At 72.1% G+C, this 15,617-nt stretch carries 18 protein-coding genes; 5 read left to right on the forward strand and 13 right to left on the reverse strand.

Annotated elements, in window-relative coordinates:
* Positions 1-41: 41 nt before the first annotated feature.
* Entirely contained in the window at positions 42-323 is a 282-nt protein-coding gene (locus ACFUJY_RS20180) for an acylphosphatase (RefSeq protein ID WP_383301290.1), read from the reverse strand.
* A gap of 142 nt (positions 324-465) precedes the next feature.
* Here ACFUJY_RS20180 and ACFUJY_RS20185 point away from each other — a divergent pair, with 142 nt between their 5' ends.
* Together ACFUJY_RS20185 and ACFUJY_RS20190 are read left to right on the forward strand one after the other, a co-directional pair.
* Positions 466-1,470 (forward strand): CAP domain-containing protein, encoded by a 1,005-nt coding sequence (locus ACFUJY_RS20185; RefSeq protein ID WP_383301293.1) that lies wholly within the window; start codon positions 466-468, stop codon positions 1,468-1,470.
* Between the two features lie 97 nt (positions 1,471-1,567).
* Complete coding sequence (locus tag ACFUJY_RS20190; RefSeq protein WP_383301296.1) at positions 1,568-1,969, forward strand: winged helix-turn-helix transcriptional regulator; 402 nt, start codon at positions 1,568-1,570, stop codon at positions 1,967-1,969.
* Here the strand turns inward: ACFUJY_RS20190 and mutM are convergent.
* The 9 genes from mutM to ACFUJY_RS20235 all read right to left on the reverse strand — a co-directional run bounded on the left by mutM (position 1,966) and on the right by ACFUJY_RS20235 (position 11,047).
* A complete protein-coding gene (gene mutM / locus ACFUJY_RS20195) occupies positions 1,966-2,826 on the reverse strand; it encodes a bifunctional DNA-formamidopyrimidine glycosylase/DNA-(apurinic or apyrimidinic site) lyase (protein WP_383301299.1) in 861 nt (286 codons plus the stop codon). The two genes, ACFUJY_RS20190 and mutM, sit on opposite strands and share 4 nt — an antisense overlap.
* A gap of 81 nt (positions 2,827-2,907) precedes the next feature.
* Positions 2,908-3,732: a ribonuclease III gene (gene rnc, locus ACFUJY_RS20200; RefSeq protein WP_383301301.1), complete on the reverse strand. Its 825-nt coding sequence runs from the start codon at positions 3,730-3,732 to the stop codon at positions 2,908-2,910.
* A gap of 19 nt (positions 3,733-3,751) precedes the next feature.
* Complete coding sequence (gene rpmF, locus ACFUJY_RS20205) at positions 3,752-3,925, reverse strand: 50S ribosomal protein L32 (protein ID WP_003965982.1); 174 nt, start codon at positions 3,923-3,925, stop codon at positions 3,752-3,754.
* Between the two features lie 2 nt (positions 3,926-3,927).
* Positions 3,928-4,536 carry a YceD family protein gene (locus tag ACFUJY_RS20210; protein ID WP_383301304.1) on the reverse strand — a complete coding sequence of 203 codons (609 nt, stop codon included), beginning with the start codon at positions 4,534-4,536 and terminating at the stop codon, positions 3,928-3,930.
* Between the two features lie 191 nt (positions 4,537-4,727).
* On the reverse strand, positions 4,728-5,822 hold the full coding sequence (locus tag ACFUJY_RS20215; RefSeq protein ID WP_383301307.1) for a cell division initiation protein: 1,095 nt from the start codon (positions 5,820-5,822) through the stop codon (positions 4,728-4,730).
* A 110-nt stretch (positions 5,823-5,932) separates the two neighbouring features.
* On the reverse strand, positions 5,933-6,412 hold the full coding sequence (coaD, locus tag ACFUJY_RS20220; RefSeq protein WP_383301680.1) for a pantetheine-phosphate adenylyltransferase: 480 nt from the start codon (positions 6,410-6,412) through the stop codon (positions 5,933-5,935).
* Between the two features lie 26 nt (positions 6,413-6,438).
* The gene (gene rsmD, locus ACFUJY_RS20225) at positions 6,439-7,023 is read right to left on the reverse strand and encodes a 16S rRNA (guanine(966)-N(2))-methyltransferase RsmD (protein ID WP_383301310.1); all 585 of its coding nucleotides are present in this window, start codon (positions 7,021-7,023) and stop codon (positions 6,439-6,441) included.
* 112 nt (positions 7,024-7,135) lie between these two features.
* Complete coding sequence (gene recG / locus ACFUJY_RS20230; protein ID WP_383301313.1) at positions 7,136-9,346, reverse strand: ATP-dependent DNA helicase RecG; 2,211 nt, start codon at positions 9,344-9,346, stop codon at positions 7,136-7,138.
* Positions 9,347-9,409: 63 nt separating this feature from the next.
* Entirely contained in the window at positions 9,410-11,047 is a 1,638-nt protein-coding gene (locus ACFUJY_RS20235; RefSeq protein ID WP_383301316.1) for a DAK2 domain-containing protein, read from the reverse strand.
* Between the two features lie 280 nt (positions 11,048-11,327).
* Between ACFUJY_RS20235 and rpmB the strand changes: the two genes are divergently transcribed.
* Positions 11,328-11,513: a 50S ribosomal protein L28 gene (gene rpmB, locus ACFUJY_RS20240; RefSeq protein WP_026171429.1), complete on the forward strand. Its 186-nt coding sequence runs from the start codon at positions 11,328-11,330 to the stop codon at positions 11,511-11,513.
* Positions 11,514-11,594: 81 nt separating this feature from the next.
* Here rpmB and thiD read toward each other — a convergent pair whose 3' ends face one another.
* Both thiD and ACFUJY_RS20250 read right to left on the reverse strand, forming a co-directional pair.
* On the reverse strand, positions 11,595-12,404 hold the full coding sequence (gene thiD / locus ACFUJY_RS20245; RefSeq protein ID WP_383301320.1) for a bifunctional hydroxymethylpyrimidine kinase/phosphomethylpyrimidine kinase: 810 nt from the start codon (positions 12,402-12,404) through the stop codon (positions 11,595-11,597).
* Between the two features lie 10 nt (positions 12,405-12,414).
* Positions 12,415-13,386, reverse strand: coding sequence for a thiamine-phosphate kinase (locus ACFUJY_RS20250; protein WP_383301323.1), 972 nt, complete (start codon positions 13,384-13,386; stop codon positions 12,415-12,417).
* Positions 13,387-13,625: 239 nt separating this feature from the next.
* Here ACFUJY_RS20250 and ACFUJY_RS20255 point away from each other — a divergent pair, with 239 nt between their 5' ends.
* Both ACFUJY_RS20255 and ACFUJY_RS20260 read left to right on the forward strand, forming a co-directional pair.
* Complete coding sequence (locus tag ACFUJY_RS20255; RefSeq protein ID WP_383301326.1) at positions 13,626-13,859, forward strand: Lrp/AsnC family transcriptional regulator; 234 nt, start codon at positions 13,626-13,628, stop codon at positions 13,857-13,859.
* A 20-nt stretch (positions 13,860-13,879) separates the two neighbouring features.
* Entirely contained in the window at positions 13,880-14,365 is a 486-nt protein-coding gene (locus ACFUJY_RS20260) for a DUF3515 domain-containing protein (protein WP_383301329.1), read from the forward strand.
* Positions 14,366-14,421: 56 nt separating this feature from the next.
* Here ACFUJY_RS20260 and ACFUJY_RS20265 read toward each other — a convergent pair whose 3' ends face one another.
* Positions 14,422-15,579, reverse strand: coding sequence for a D-alanine--D-alanine ligase family protein (locus ACFUJY_RS20265; protein WP_383301332.1), 1,158 nt, complete (start codon positions 15,577-15,579; stop codon positions 14,422-14,424).
* Positions 15,580-15,617 lie beyond the last annotated feature (38 nt).

A 15,617-nucleotide genomic window follows, 5' to 3' on the forward strand; every position in this document is an offset into this window, starting at 1 on the left:
GGCCGGACACGAGCCCTTTCCGGGGCCTTTCGGGAGCGGTCTCAGCGGATCGCGAATCCCTCGTATCCGCCGCGCGGCGTGTCCCATATCTCAGTGACGCCGTCGACGCGGCCGGGTGTGTCGTCGGAGCGGAGCCAGTCGAGAAGACGGTGGCAATTCTCACGCGGGCCCTCCGCCACGACCTGCACCCGGCCGTCGTCCAGATTGAGGGCGAAACCGGTGAGGCGGCCGATCTCCAAAGCATTTGCCCTGGTGAACCAGCGGAAGCCTACTTGCTGTACTCGGCCGCGTACCCAAGCGGTGAGCCGTACATCTTCGTTCATGCCCGAACGCTATCGGTCCCTTTGCTTTCGAAGCACGTCCCGGCGAATCGCCATGGCGTACAGTCCCCTCGCAAAAGCTTCACTCGTTCGGGTGAGCACGGGCGTCGAAAACGGCGTCCAGGTCGTCAGAAGGGCACAGCAGATGGGACGCCATCGACGCAGCGCCGCAGCCCCCGCCGCTGAGGAACACGCGGACGGGGCCTCGGCCCGGCACCGCGGGACGGGTCGCGGCAAGCGGTCCGTGATCCCCCTGCGCACCGGACTCATAGGCGTCTCGGCGGCCGTGGCCGTCGGCGCCGTCGCCGTGGCGTCGGGTCTGCTGCCCGGCGGGGACGGCCACACCGTGAGCGGCGGTCCGGCCGCCGACCAGATCCGCTCCCAGGCGGCCCCGGACCTGCTCACCCAGGGCGGGATCACCGCATCGCCCTCCGACCGCTCCTCCGCTTCGGCACCGGCGAGCCGCGGCACCGACCGCCCGGCCGCGCCCAAGAAGTCGCATTCCGCGACGTCGAAGCCCTCCGAGTCGGCCTCGCCCAGCGCCTCCCACTCGCCCTCCGCTTCGCACTCCGCTTCCGCCTCGCCCCCGAAGACGGCCGCGGCCTCGAAGTCCGCGTCGCCGTCGAAGTCCGCGTCCCGGAAGAAGGAGTCGGCCGAGTCCTCCTCCTCGCCGTCGAAGGCCCCGGCCACCAAGGCCGCGAAGAGCTCGGCGCCGGCCGCCCCCACGTCCTCCGCGCCGGCCCCCTCCCGGAGCAGCACGCCGAAGGCCACCGCCGCCTCGGCGCAGGCCGCGATCCTGGCCCTCGTCAACGAGGAGCGCGGCAAGGTCGGGTGCAGCCCGGTCACCGCGAGCGCTTCGCTCGCCTCGCTCGCCCAGGACTTCAGCGACGACATGGCGGCGCGCGGCTTCTTCGGCCACACGGACCCCGACGGCAAGACCCCCTGGGACCGGGCGGACGCGGCCGGTGTCTCGGGCCTCGGCGGCGAGAACATCGCCCGCGGACAGGCCGACGCGCAGGCCGTGATGGATGCCTGGATGAACAGCGACGGTCACCGCGCAAACATTCTCAACTGCGATTACAAGACGCTCGGCGTCGGCGTCCACTACGGGGCCGGCGGCCCCTGGTGGACCCAGGACTTCGGCTTCTGACCCGCGCCACCGCCGTACGCGCCACCTCGTACGCCCCACTCGCCTCCCCCGATCACACTGACTCCGGGAAAGCGCTGTGCGGGCGTACGCTGGTTTCATGGACCAGAGCACCGCACCGCAGACGTCGGCGGAGGACGTCTCGTGCTTCGACGTGTTCTCGAAGGAGTGCCCCTCGCGCGGCCTGCTCGAACACGCCACCGGCCGCTGGGGCGCCCTCACGCTCGGCGCCCTGTACGAGGAGAGCCTGCGGTTCAACGCGCTGCGCCGCAGGGTCGACGGGGTGAGCGAGAAGATGCTGTCCCAGACGCTGCACGCGCTGGAGCGGGACGGCCTCGTGCACCGCGAGGCGCAGCTCACCAACCCGCCCCGGGTGGACTACGAGCTGACCCCGCTCGGTTTCGAGATCGCGGAGCGGCTGCTCGGCCTGATCCACTTCGTGGAGGGCCGGATGCCCGAGGTCCTGGCGGCCCGGGCCCGCTACGACGCCCGCGAGAACTAGGGCCTGAGGCGCGGCGGGCGCTGGCAGCGGGGGCAGTAGTAGCTGGACCGGTTCATCCAGGGGCGCCGTGCCATCGGCGTACCGCAGCGGTGGCAGGGCTCGCCCTCGCGGCCGTAGGCGTCGAGCGAGCGGTCGAAGTAGCCCGACTCGCCGTTCACGTTCACGTAGAGGCTGTCGAAGCTGGTGCCGCCCTGGGCCAGCGCGGCGTTCATCACGTCGCGGACATGGCCGAGGAGTTCGGCGGACTTGGGGCGGGTGAGCGTCGCGGTCGGCCGGTCGTAGTGCAGCCGGGCGCGCCACAGCGCCTCGTCCGCGTAGATGTTGCCGACCCCGCTGATCAGCGACTGGTCGAGCAGCGCGCGCTTGATCGTCGTACGGCGCAGCCGCAGTGCCGTGTGGAAGGCGGCGTCGTCGAAGGCCGGGTCCAGGGGGTCGCGGGCGATGTGGCCGATGATGTCGGGCAGCCCGTCCGGGGTGTTCTCGTGGAGCGAGAGTCCGCCGAAGGTGCGCTGGTCCACGAAGCGGAGCTCGGTGCCGACCGCGTCGGCGAACCTGATCCTGATCCGCAGATGCTTCTCGTCCGGCGCCCCCTCGGGCTGGACGAGCAGCTGCCCGCTCATGCCCAGGTGGCCGAGGAGCGAGCCGGCCGCCTCGTCCAGCGGCACCCACAGGTACTTGCCCCGCCGCATCGCCGTCCCGAACCGCGCCCCCGTGAGCCGGGCCGCGAAGTCCACCCCGCCCGCGAGGTGGCGCCGGACCGCGCGCGGGTGCAGCACCTCGACCTCACCGGCCGTCCGCCCGGCGACCCAGCGCTCCAGGCCTCGGCGGACGACTTCGACCTCGGGCAGTTCGGGCACGGGGAGGCTCCTGGGACGAAGGGCGTACAGAGAAAGGAAGAACCCCCCGGCGCACGGCGGCACCGGGGGGGTTCTCGCAGGTCAGGCCGGAGCGACGTCCGTGGACGGCGCGGGGTCGGCAGGGGTGTCGGCGGCCCCTCCGTCGGCGGTGGCCTTCGCCGCCGCCTCCCGCGCCTCGGCGGCGGCGGTGATCTCGCGCCAGGCGGACTCGGCCGCCTGCTGCTCCGCTTCCTTCTTGCTACGGCCGGTGCCGGTGCCGTACGAGACACCACCGACGCGAGCAGCAGCAGTAAAGGTCTTCTCGTGGTCCGGGCCGGTCTCCGTGACGAGGTACTCGGGGACTCCGAGGCTCTCGCTCGCGGTGAGTTCCTGGAGGCTGGTCTTCCAGTCCAGGCCGGCGCCGAGGTTCGAGGACCTGTCGATCAGCGGGTCGAAGAGCCGGTGGACCAGCTCGGACGCCGCATCGAGGCCCTGATCGAGATAGACCGCGCCGATCACCGCTTCCAGGGTGTCGGCGAGGATGGAAGCCTTGTCCCGGCCCCCCGTGCCCTCTTCACCGCGGCCGAGCCGGATGAAGGAGCCGAGTTCGAGGCCGCGGCCCACCTCCGCAAGCGCACGCGAGTTGACCACCGCGGCCCGCAGCTTGGCCAGCTGGCCTTCGGGCAGGTCGGGGTGGGTGCGGTACAGCGTGTCCGTGACCACCAGGCCGAGCACGGAGTCCCCGAGGAACTCCAGCCGCTCGTTGGTGGGCAGACCGCCGTTCTCGTACGCGTACGAACGGTGGGTCAGCGCACGCACCAGAAGGGCGGACTCGAGTTGGTACCCGAGCCGCCCTTCCAGAAGCGTGTGGGACGAGGCTGTGTTGACGTTGTCTGCCTGCTTCTTGGCGTGGGACAACTCAGACATCGGGCCTCTCACCAGCCGCTCAGACCTCGAGGACCTGGCGCTTGTTGTACGTGCCGCAGCTGGGGCACGCGATGTGCTGCAGCTTCGGCTCCTGGCAGCGCTCGCACGAAACCAGGGTGGGGACCGCAGCCTTCCACTGCGACCGGCGGTGGCGCGTGTTGCTGCGCGACATCTTCCGCTTCGGAACAGCCACGGCTACTTCTCCTGCTTCTTGTCGACGCCGGGTGCGGCGCCGCCCATGTTGTCCTTCTCGCCGTCCTGAATGGTCTCGGCGAGTCCTTGCAGTGCCGCCCAACGAGCGTCGACGGCATCGTGGTGGTGGCCGGGATTCTCGTCCAGCCTGACTCCGCAGTCGGAGCACAGACCGGCACAGGATTCCTTGCACACCGGCTGCATCGGCAGTGCGAGCACCACCGCATCACGCAGCACCGGCTCGAGGTCGAACAGGCCGTCCTCGAGGAAAAGCCTGTCCTCGTCGTCCTCGGCGTCGTCGACCGGGTCCGCGGGCTTGCCGTGGTTCCGGTCATCGGCGTCAGGGTACGAGAACATCTCCTGGAAGTCCGCCTCGACCTCGCGGCTCAGCGGCTCCAGACACCTTACGCACTCCCCCTCGACCGTCGCACGGGCGGTCCCGGTGACGAGCACGCCCTCCATGACGGATTCGAGACGGAGGTCCAGCTCCACCGGCGCGCCTTCCGGCACTCCGATGACGCCGCCGATACCGAGGTCGGCGGGGGCGTCCGCCGTGCGGGTCAGCCGCTTCATGGCACCGGGACGCCGGCCCAGCTCGTGCGTGTCGAACACGAGGGGGTTTCGGTGGTCGAGGTGGCCGTTCAGGGCTTCTCCTGCTTTCGGATCGAACGCGTCACGCGTGGTGGGAGGGGGCCGGCCCGTCCGGAGTCGAAGCGGGCAGCCGGGATCGCGGACATACGCGCGACCGAAGAGCCAGGATACTGGACACACCGCCCAGCTCCCAATCCGGGCCCTTCCGGTGGTCAGCGTTCCTGTTCGTAACGGCGCAGCTGGTCCAGGTCGATCATGCTGGTGTCGAAGAGGCTGGTCTCGTCCAGAGCGGCGTCGCCGTGGGGCTGCTGGGGCTGCTGGGGCTGCGGCCAGGCGTCGTAGCCGCCCTGCGCCTGCATCGCGTCCTGCGCCTGGCCCTGGTCGTAGCCCTGCTGCTGGTAGGCCGCGTACGGGTCGGGCTGCTGCGGGTAGCCGTAGACGTCCTGCTGGGGCTGGGGCGCCTGATACGCGTCCTGCTGCTGGTCCTGGTAGCCGTAGCCCTGGGCGTACTGCGGTTCCGGCTGGGCGTACTGCGGCTCGGTCTGGTGCGGGATCGGGAGCGACTGGGGGGCGGCGACCTCGGCCAGTCCGGCCCAGTGGTCCTCGTCACTGGTGTGCCCCTGGTCGCCGGCCGCGTCCTGGGCGGCGATGTGCGCGCCCAGCTCGTCGGTGGCGACCCGGCCGTGCAGCTTCTGCCGGCCCCGGCCGACGGCCTCCAGGGTCTTGGCGAGCACCGCCTCGAAGGCGCCGAGCTTGGTGTCCACGTACGCGTCGGCGCGCTGGCGGAGCGTGTCCGGGTCGGTGCTGCGCTCCGGGGCCTCGGCGAAGTCCGGGTCCTCGTAGCCCTGCTCGTCGAAGCCCTGACCGCGGCCGAGGAGCTTCTCTCGGCCCCGGTCGACGGAGCCGATGGTCTTGGTGAGGACGACCTCGAAGTTGGCGAGCTTGCTGTCGACGTACTCGTCGGCCTCGGCGCGGACCTCGTCGGCCTCCTTGCGGGCGTCGGCGAGGATGCGGTCCGCCTCGTCCTGGGAGCGCCGGGCGATCTCGGTGTCGGCGATCAGGGCGGTGCGCTCGGCGTGGGCACTCTCGATGATGCGGCCGGCCTCCTGGCGGGCCTGCTCCACCAGCTGCTCGTGGCCCCCGATGACCTCGGCGGCCTGGGCGAGCGAGCCGGGCAGGGCCTCGCGCACCTCTTCGAGCATCGCGAGCAGTTCGGCGCGGTTGACCACGCAGGACGCCGACATGGGCATGGACCGGGCGTTCCCGACCGTCGCGACGATCTCGTCCAGCTTCTTCTGCACGTCCACCGTGTGCTCGCCACTCTCTACTGCCGGTTGGAGACGGACGGGACGACTGTACGGCCAGTCGGCGCCCGCCCGACACCTGCGGTGCGTGGCGCTGACGCGCCGTCAGTGGCTCAGCGCTGTGCGAGGCGTTCGGTCAGGGCCCGCTGGACGACCGGCGGCAGCAGGTGGGAGACGTCGCCGCCCCAGGCCGCGACCTCCTTGACCAGGGAGGACGACAGGAAGCTGTAGGTGGGGTTGGTCGGCACGAAGAGCGTCTCGACGCCGGAGAGGCCGTTGTTCATCTGGGCCATCTGGAGTTCGTAGTCGAAGTCGCTGACGGCCCGCAGGCCCTTCACGATCGCCGGGATGTCGCGCTGCTTGCAGAAGTCCACGAGCAGCCCGTGGAAGGACTCGACCTGGACGTTGCCGAACTCGGCGGTGACCTCGCGGATGAGCTCGATCCGCTCGTCGACCGTGAACAGGCCCTTCTTGGACTGGTTGATCATCACCGCGACGTGCACGACGTCGTACAGCTTCGAAGCTCGGCCGATGATGTCGAGATGTCCGTTGGTGATGGGGTCGAACGACCCCGGGCATACGGCGCGGCGCAACTTGATTCCCTCGCTCTCCGGTCCGGTCATCGTGCGTCTTCGCACGTGGCGGCGGCGCGACCGTACCAAAGCGTTCCCTCGCCGTAGCGACGGGCCCGCAATGGCTCGAAACCCTTGGGCCAGCTGAATTCTCCGCCTCTGGTGCTGCGTTCCACGGTGACGAGTGCGTCGCCCGTGAGCCACCCCTGCGTACGGAGTGTGAGGAGGATCTCGCGAAGATCGTCGTCGGTGACGGCGTACGGCGGATCCAGGAAGACCACGTCGTACGGCTCCGCGGGTGCCGGGCCCGTAACGATCTGTTCGGCTTTGCCGCCGCGGACCTCGGCACCGGGCAGGCCGAGGGTGCGGGCGTTCTCCTTGACGGTGCGCAGGGCCTTGGCGTCGGTCTCCACGAGCAGGGCGTGGGCGGCGCCCCGGGAGAGCGCTTCGAGGCCGACGGCGCCGGAGCCGGCGTAGAGATCGGCGACCCGGATGGAGTCCAGGGTGCCCAGGAGCGCCTGCCAGGTGGAGAACAGGCCCTCGCGCGCGCGGTCGGATGTGGGCCGGGTGCCGGTGCCGGGCGGGACGGCCAGGCGGCGTCCGCCGGCCACGCCTGCGATCACGCGGGTCATGGGTGACTGGTCCTCGGGTCGGGGCGGCGCGCGGGGTGCCGTGGGCGCCGTACCTCCCACGATATGGCGTCGGGGAGGACGGGGCGCCCCGGGCTTCCCGGGGCGGGCGGGCTCACCCCTTGTCCAGGTACTCCTCGCGCTCCTTGTCGAGCAGGGCGTCCAGGGCGGTGCGCAGCTCGGGCAGGTGCTCCAGGCCGGGGTCGGCGGCGACGACGGCGACGGCCTCCTGGCGGGCGGCGGCGATGACCTCCTCGTCGTCGATGACGTTGAGGACGCGCAGCGAGGAGCGCACCCCGGACTGGGCCTGGCCGAGCACATCGCCCTCGCGGCGCTGTTCGAGGTCGATCCGGGAGAGCTCGAAGCCGTCCAGGGTCGCGGCGACGGCGGAGAGCCGGGCGCGGGCGGGGCTCGCCTCGTGGGCCTCGGTGACCAGCAGGCAGAGCCCGGGGGCGGAGCCGCGGCCGACCCGGCCGCGCAGCTGGTGCAGCTGGGAGACGCCGAAGCGGTCGGCGTCCATGATGACCATCGCGGTGGCGTTGGGGACGTTGACGCCGACCTCGATGACGGTGGTGGCGACGAGGACGTCGACGTCGCCGGCGGCGAAGCGGCGCATGACGTCGTCCTTGTCGTCGGGCTGCATCCTGCCGTGCAGCACCTCGACGCGCAGTCCGTGCAGGGGGCCCTTGGCGAGCTGTTCGGCGATCTCCAGGACGGCGAGCGGAGGCCGCTTGTCGGCCTCTTCCTCGGCCGCCTTCTTCCCCTTCTTCTTGGCGGGGCCGTCCTCGTCGTCCCCGATGCGGGGGCAGACGACGTACGCCTGGTGGCCGTTCTCCGCCTCTTCGCGGACCCGTTCCCAGGCGCGGCTGAGGAAGTGCGGCTTGTCCTTGGCGGGGACGACGTGGCTGGCGATGGGCGAGCGGCCGGCCGGGAGCTGGTCGAGGACGGAGGTCTCCAGGTCCCCGAAGACGGTCATGGCGACGGTACGGGGAATGGGCGTCGCGGTCATGACGAGGAGGTGCGGCGGCTGCTTGCCCTTCGAGCGGAGGGCGTCGCGCTGCTCGACCCCGAAGCGGTGCTGTTCGTCCACGACGACCAGGCCCAGGTCGTGGAACTTGACCTTGTCCTCGATCAGGGCGTGCGTCCCGATGACGATGCCGGCCTCACCGGTGACCAGGTCGAGCAGGGCCTGCCGGCGGGCGGCGGTGCCCATGGACCCGGTGAGCAGCACGACCTTGGTGCCCTGGTCGGAGCCGCCCAGCATGCCGCCCTCGGCCAGCTCGCCCATCATCTCGGTGATCGACCGGTGGTGCTGCTGGGCCAGGACCTCGGTGGGCGCGAGCATGGCGGCCTGGCCGCCCGCGTCGACCACGGCGAGCATGGCGCGCAGGGCCACCATGGTCTTCCCGGAACCGACCTCGCCCTGGAGGAGGCGGTGCATCGGGTGCTCGGTGGCGAGGTCGTCGAAGATCTCGCCGGAGACCTTCCGCTGGCCGTCGGTGAGGGTGAACGGGAGCTTGGCGTCGAAGGCGTCGAGGAGGCCGCCGGGGACGGGCCTGCGGGCGGCGGCGGGGAGCTGGGTGTCGGCGTACCTGCGGCGGGCGAGGGCGACCTGGAGGACGAACGCCTCGTCCCACTTGAGCCGGTCCCGGGCCTCCGTCACGTCGGCCTTGGTGGCCGGGCGGTGGATCTTCAGCAGGGCCTCGGGCAGCGAGGTGAAGCCGCGGCCCTCGCGCAGGGCTTCGGGGAGCGGGTCGACGGCCTCGCGGGCGCTGGGCAGCACGGCGTCCACCGCCTTGGCGATACGCCAGGAGTCGAGCTGCTTGCAGGCGGGGTAGATCGGCAGCAGCTTGCCCGCGAAGGCGTCGACGGCCTCGGTCGCCTCGGCGTCGTCCGCGGAGGCGGCGTCGAGCAGCTGGTACGTGGGGTGGGCGAGCTGCATCTTCCGGTTGAAGACGGAGACCTTGCCGGCGAACATCGCGCGCCGGCCGGGCAGCAGGTCCTTGTGCGGCTTGTGCACGCCGTGGCCGAAGAAGACGAGCTGGAGGCGGCCGTGGCCGTCGGTGAGGGTCACTTCGAGGCGCTTGCCGCGTCCGCCGTTGAAGGTGAGGACGCGGGCGTCGGCGACCTGGGCGACGACCGTGACGTGCTCGTCCAGCGGGAGGTCGGTCAGCGCCGTGAGCCGGCCGCGCTCCTCGTACCGGCGCGGGTAGTGATGGAGGAGATCACCGACCGTGTGCAGGTCGAGGTGCTCGGCCATCACCTTCGCGGTGGGTCCGCCGAGCAGCTTCCTGAGGGGTTCTTCGAACGCAGACACGCGGTCCATTGCACACCACGGCAGTGACAGTTGTCCGTCGGGCGCCGCCCGGGCCCGTCGTCGCGCCGGGTGCTATTCGACGCCGATCAGCAGCGGCGCGCCCTGGTGGCCGCCCCGGTAGGTGGTGGTGTCCACCGCCAGGTGGCCGTCGCGGACGTGCTGTTCCAGCGCTTCGGCCAGCGCGGGCGGGGTGTTCTCGCCCAGGACCAGGGTGACCAGTTCGCCGCCGGCCGCGAGCATCCGGTCCAGCACCTTGCGGGCGGTGCCGGGGACGTCCTGGCCGATGACCGCCACGTCGCCGTCGATGAGCCCGAGGACGTCCCCGGCCTGGCAGATGCCCGCCGTGGTCCAGGACTGCCGTTCGGCGACGGCCAGTTCGGCGTAGCGGGTGGCGCCGGCCGCCGAGGTCATCGCGACCACGTCCTCGTCGAAGCTGCGGTCCGGCTCGTGGACGGCGAGCGCCGCGATGCCCTGCACGGCGGCCCTGGTCGGGATCACCGCGACCCGGATGCCCTGGGCCCGGGCCTGTTCGGCGGCGGCGGCCGCGGTGTGGCGCAGGTCCGCGTCGTTCGGGAGGAGGACCACCTCGCGGGCGTGGGCGCGGCGGACGGCGTCGGCCAGTTCGCCGCTGGCGGGCGGTTCGCCGGGCCGGGCGAGCACGGTCGTCGCGCCGGCCTCCCGGCAGAGGGCGGCGAGTCCGTCCCCCGGGACGACCACGACGACCGCGCGCCCGGCGGGCTCGGGGCGGGCACGGTCGCGGTCGGCGGCGAAGTGGGTGATGCGGATGCGGTAGGGCCGGCCGGCCTCGACGCCCGCCTCGACCGCGGCGCCGGCGTCGTCCACGTGGACGTGGACGTTCCACAGGCCGTCGCCGCCGACGACCACCAGGGAGTCGCCGAGGGCGTCCAGCCGGGCGCGCAGCCGGTCGACGGCCTCGTCCCCGGCCTCCAGCAGGTAGATGACCTCGAAGGCGGGGCCGCCCCCGGCCCCGTCGTCGCCCGCCGGGCACTCCGCGTCCTCGCCGCCCGCCGGGACGAACGGGACGGGGGCCTCGTACGGCCGCTCCGGCCCGCGCCCGGAGACGGCTTCGACCAGGGCTCCGAGGAGGGTGACCAGGCCGCGCCCGCCGGCGTCGACCACTCCGGCCCGGGCGAGGGCGGGGAGCTGTCCGGGCGTCGCGTCCAGCGCGGTGCGGGCGCCCTCGTAGGCGGCCCGGGCCACCTCGGCCGTGTCCGCGCCGGGTGGGGCCTGTCCGGCGGCGGCCGCGGCGCGGTCCGCGACGGTGAGGACGGTGCCCTCGACGGGGTGGGCGACGGCCTCGCGGGCCCAGGCGGCGGCCCGGTCGAGGGCGAGGCGCATCCGGTCGCCGCCGGTGCCCTCCGCGAGGACGCCGGCCATGCCGCGCAGGAGCTGAGCGAGGATGGTGCCGGAGTTGCCGCGGGCGCCGATCAGGGCGCCGTGGGCCATGGCCCGTACCGCGTCCGCCGCGGAGGGCACCGAGGTGCCGGTCTCGTGGGCGGCGAAGACCGCTTCGACGGCCGCCGCCGCGGATTCCACGGTGAGGTAGAGGTTGGTGCCGGTGTCCCCGTCGGCGACGGGATAGACGTTGATCGCGTCGATGGCCTCCCGCTCCCGGCCGAGCGCTTCGAGGGCCAGGGAGCACCAGCTCCGTACCGCGACGGCATCCGGTTCGTCGGCGGTCTGCGGCACCTCGGGTCCTCCTCGGACGGGACTCGGAACGGGGACTCGTGACGGGGGCGGGGTGGCTGGCTGCACCGCAGATTAGTCCCGGCCGGGGGGTGCGGGCGGTCCGGGGGCGGGGAGGGCGGGGGCGGAAGACATGGTAGTTTCGTATCTCCGGAGCAGGCGTTGTATGCTGCTTCGGTTGCCCGATGAAAGTCGGGCCATTCCCCCGGTACCGCCACTTCAGTCCTTGAATCCGGCGTACCGGAATTCACTGTAAGTGCATCTGAAGTCTTTGGAGTGACCCGTGGCTGCCAACTGCGACGTTTGCGGCAAGGGGCCGAGCTTCGGCAACAACATTTCGCACTCGCACCGCCGTACGTCCCGTCGCTGGAACCCCAACATCCAGCGCGTGCGTGCCGTGGTCGGTCGGACGCCGAAGCGGCTCAACGTCTGCACCTCGTGCATCAAGGCCGGCAAGGTCGCGCGCTGACGTTTCGTCGTAGCGCAGCCCTACCGGTTGCCCGAAAAGCCGGTCCACCTCGGTGGACCGGCTTTTTGCTGTGCCCGTACGTCAGCCCGCGTCGCGCAGCCGCCAGCCGTGGCGGACCGGGCCGATGCCCGCGCCCAGCGGGAAGCCCGCCTCGATCGCCCCGGTGACGTACGCCTTCGCGGCCCGGACCGCCTCCGGCACCCCGGCGCCCCGTGCCAGGTGGCTCGCGATGGCGGAGGCGAGGGTGCAGCCGGTGCCGTGGGTGTGCCGGTTGTCGTGGCGGGGGGCGCGCAGCCAGTGCTCCTCGCTGCCGTCGGTGAGCAGGTCGACGGGCTCGCCGGGCAGGTGGCCGCCCTTGACCACGACCCAGCGGGGTCCGAAGGCGAGCAGGGCGCCGGCGGCCCGGCGCATTCCGGCCTCGTCGGTGACGGCGATGCCCGTGAGCTGCGCCACCTCGTCCAGGTTGGGCGTCGCCACGGTCGCGACGGGGAGCAGCTTCGTCCGGACGGATTCGAGGGCGTCGGCGGCGAGGAGCGGGTCACCGTGCTTGGAGACGCCGACCGGGTCCACGACGACGGGCGCCCCGGTGTCCGCGAGGAGTCCCGCGACGGTCTCCACCAGCGGGGCGGACGCCAGCATGCCGGTCTTGACGGCGTCGACGCCGATGTCGTCCACGACGCTGCGGTACTGGGCGCGGACCGCTTCGGGGGGCAGTTCCCAGGCGCCCTGGACGCCGAGGGAGTTCTGCGCGGTGACGGCGGTGAGCACGCTCATCCCGTGCGTGCCGAGCGCGAGCATCGTCTTGAGGTCGGCCTGGATGCCCGCACCGCCGCCGGAGTCGGATCCGGCGACGGTGAGCACGCGGGGCGGTACGGAGGTGGTTATCGGCATACGCCGCAATCTACTGGGCGTCCTCGATGTCGCCGAAGTGGTCCCAGCCGTTCTTGCTGGTCCAGGGCGCCCCGTCGACCGTCACCTGGGGCAGCGCGGAGGGGTTGAGGACCTCGCCGATCACCTTCCAGCGGGCCGGCAGCTTCACGTCGGGCGGGAAGGTCGCGACGATCGCGTGGTCCTCGCCGCCGGTCAGCACCCACTGCATGGGGTCGACGCCGACGGCCTGCCCGATGTCCGACATCTGGGACGGCACGTCGATGAGCCCGGACCGCAGGTCGATGCGGACCTTGCTGGCCTCGGCGATGTGCCCGAGGTCGGCGACGAGCCCGTCGCTGACGTCGGTCATGGCGGTGGCGCCGAGCCCGGCGGCGGCGGGGCCCGCGTGGTACGGCGGTTCGGGGCGGCGGTGTGCCTCGACGAAGGCGCGCGGCGAGCGGAAGCCCCGGGAGAGCACGGCGTATCCGGCGGCGGACCAGCCGAGCCAGCCGGTGACGGCGACGACGTCCCCGGGCTGGGCGCCGGCCCGGGTGACGGGTTCGTGGTTGCGCAGGTCGCCGAGCGCGGTGATCGAGACGGTGATGAGGTCGCCGCGCACGACGTCCCCGCCGACCACGGCCGCCCCCGCGACCTGGCACTCGTCGCGCAGTCCGTCCATCAGCTCGGCGGCCCAGGTGACCGGGAGTTCGGCGGGGACGACGAGGCCGAGCAGGATCGCGGTGGGCACGGCGCCCATGGCGGCGATGTCGGCGAGGTTCTGCGCGGCGGCTTTGCGGCCGACGTCGTACGCCGTCGACCAGTCGCGCCGGAAGTGCCGTCCCTCCAGCAGGATGTCCGTGCTGGCCACGACCCTGCGGTCGGGGGCCGTCACGACCGCGGCGTCGTCGCCCGGGCCGAGCCGGACCGCCGGAGTGGTGGTGAGCCGGGACGTGAGCTCCCTGATGAGCCCGAACTCCCCCAACTCGCCCACGGTTGCCTTCACCGAGTGTCACCTCTCATCTGTCGGGCCGGACGCTCCGGCCTGTCCCCCGTGCGCGCCGCCCCACTCGCGGTCGCGTGCCGTCTCTGCTGTCGGTACTGTCAAGAGTTACGTCAACTTGCGCGTTCCGTACGCCACGCTGAGGACGTCATCCGGCCCGCGGGTCTCCCCGCTCCGCGCGGCGACGCGATAACGTGGCGTCCCTTTCCCCCACATGATCCTCGTGGCGCCCTGGAGGTTCCGTGGTACAGGCGTACATCCTCATTCAGACCGAGGTGGGCAAGGCGTCGACCGTCGCCCAGACCATCTCCGAACTCCCGGGAGTCATCCAGGCAGAAGACGTCACCGGTCCCTACGACGTGATCGTGCGTGCCCAGGCGGACACGGTGGACGAGCTCGGGCGCATGGTGGTGGCGCGGGTCCAGCAAGTGGACGGCATCACCCGAACCCTGACCTGCCCGGTCGTTCACCTGTAGCCCCCGTCTACGCTGGGCCGGTGACGTCCTCCAGCCGCCGGTTCCCGCACCCCGTCCTCCTCGCTCCGTCCGCCGCCCTGGTGCTGCTGACGGCGGGCTGTTCCGGGGGGGACGCGACGGCGTCGGTCACGGTGCCCTCCCCGTCCCCGGAAGCCGCAGCCTACTGCCGCGCACTGGACCGGGAACTGCCGGAGACCGTCGGCGGTCTGGAGCGGAGTGACCCCGAGCCCTCCTCGGCGCTGACCGCCGGGTGGGGGGACGGGGCGATCGTACTGCGCTGCGGTGTGGAGCGCCCCGCGAAGATGGACGACGACCAGTCGAAGGGCATCACCGCGAGCGGGGTGAACTGGATGCTGGAGCAGCGGGAGGGCGACGGCCCCCGGCTGACGACGACCCTGCGCGAGACGTACGTCGAGGTGTCGCTCTCGGAGGCGTACGCGCATGACACGACCCCGCTCGCGGCGTTCGCCCCGGCGGTCAGGAAGACGATCCCGAACCGGCTCTAGGGTGTGCGCTCGCGCCGAGCGTCTTGAGCGCACACCCTTCGCCGTGTCCCGCCGGGTCAGCGCAGGCCGGTCGGCCGGTTGAGCGCGGCCTGGATGAGCCGGTCCACCAGCTGCGGGTAGCTGACGCCGCTCTCCTGCCACATGCGCGGGTACATGGAGATCGGGGTGAAGCCCGGCAGGGTGTTGATCTCGTTGATGACGAAGCCGCCGTCCTCGGTGAGGAAGAAGTCGGCGCGCACCAGTCCCTCGCAGGAGCACGCTTCGAAGGCTTCGACGGCGAGCCGCTGGACCTCGGCGGTCTGCTCCTCGGTGAGCGGCGCGGGCACGATGCCGGAGGCGGCGTCGATGTACTTGGCCTCGAAGTCGTAGAAGTCGTGCGCGGTGACCGGCGGGATCTCGGCCGGCACGCTGGCGCGCGGCCCGTCCTCGAACTCCAGGACGCCGCACTCGATCTCGCGGCCCCTCAGCAGCGATTCGACCAGGAACTTCGGGTCGTGGCGGCGGGCCTCCTCGATGGCCGCGTCGAGTCCGGAGGCGTCCTCGACCTTGGTGATGCCGATGGACGAGCCGGCCCGGGCGGGCTTGATGAAGAGCGGCCAGCCGTGCTCGGCGGCGAAGCCGGTGATGCGCTCGCGGGCGGCGGCCGGGTCGTGGTCCCACTCGCGGGGGCGGACCACCAGGTACGGGCCGACCGGGAGGCCGAAGGAGGTGAAGACCCGCTTCATGTACTCCTTGTCCTGGCCGACGGCCGAGGCGAGGACCCCGGCGCCCACGTACGGCACGCCGGACAGCTCAAGGAGTCCCTGGAGGGTGCCGTCCTCGCCGTACGGGCCGTGCAGGACGGGGAAGACGACGTCGACCTCGCCGAGCGCCTTGGGCACCGCGCCGGGCTCGGTGTAGACCACTTCGCGGCTGCCGGGGTCGACGGAGAGGACGACCCCGCCCTCCTCGGACTCGGCCAGCTGCGCCACGTCCGGCATGGTCCGGTTCGCGATGGCCATGCGTTCGGGTTCGTCGGCGGTGAGCGCCCAGCGGCCGTCCGTCGTGATGCCGATCGGCAGGACGTCGTACGCGGTCCGGTCGATGGCGTTCAGGACGGCGCCGGCCGTGACCACCGAAATGCCGTGTTCGGAGCTGCGGCCGCCGAACACGACGGCCACGCGCGGCTTGCGGAGCTGCTGCTCCGGGCTCTGGGGGAGGTTCTCGCTGCTCATATCGCGATGAGCGTACCTGCTGGTACCGGCCGCGTCAG

It is taken from the genome of Streptomyces sp. NPDC057249 (genome assembly GCF_042669245.1).
Lineage (GTDB): Bacteria > Actinomycetota > Actinomycetes > Streptomycetales > Streptomycetaceae > Streptomyces.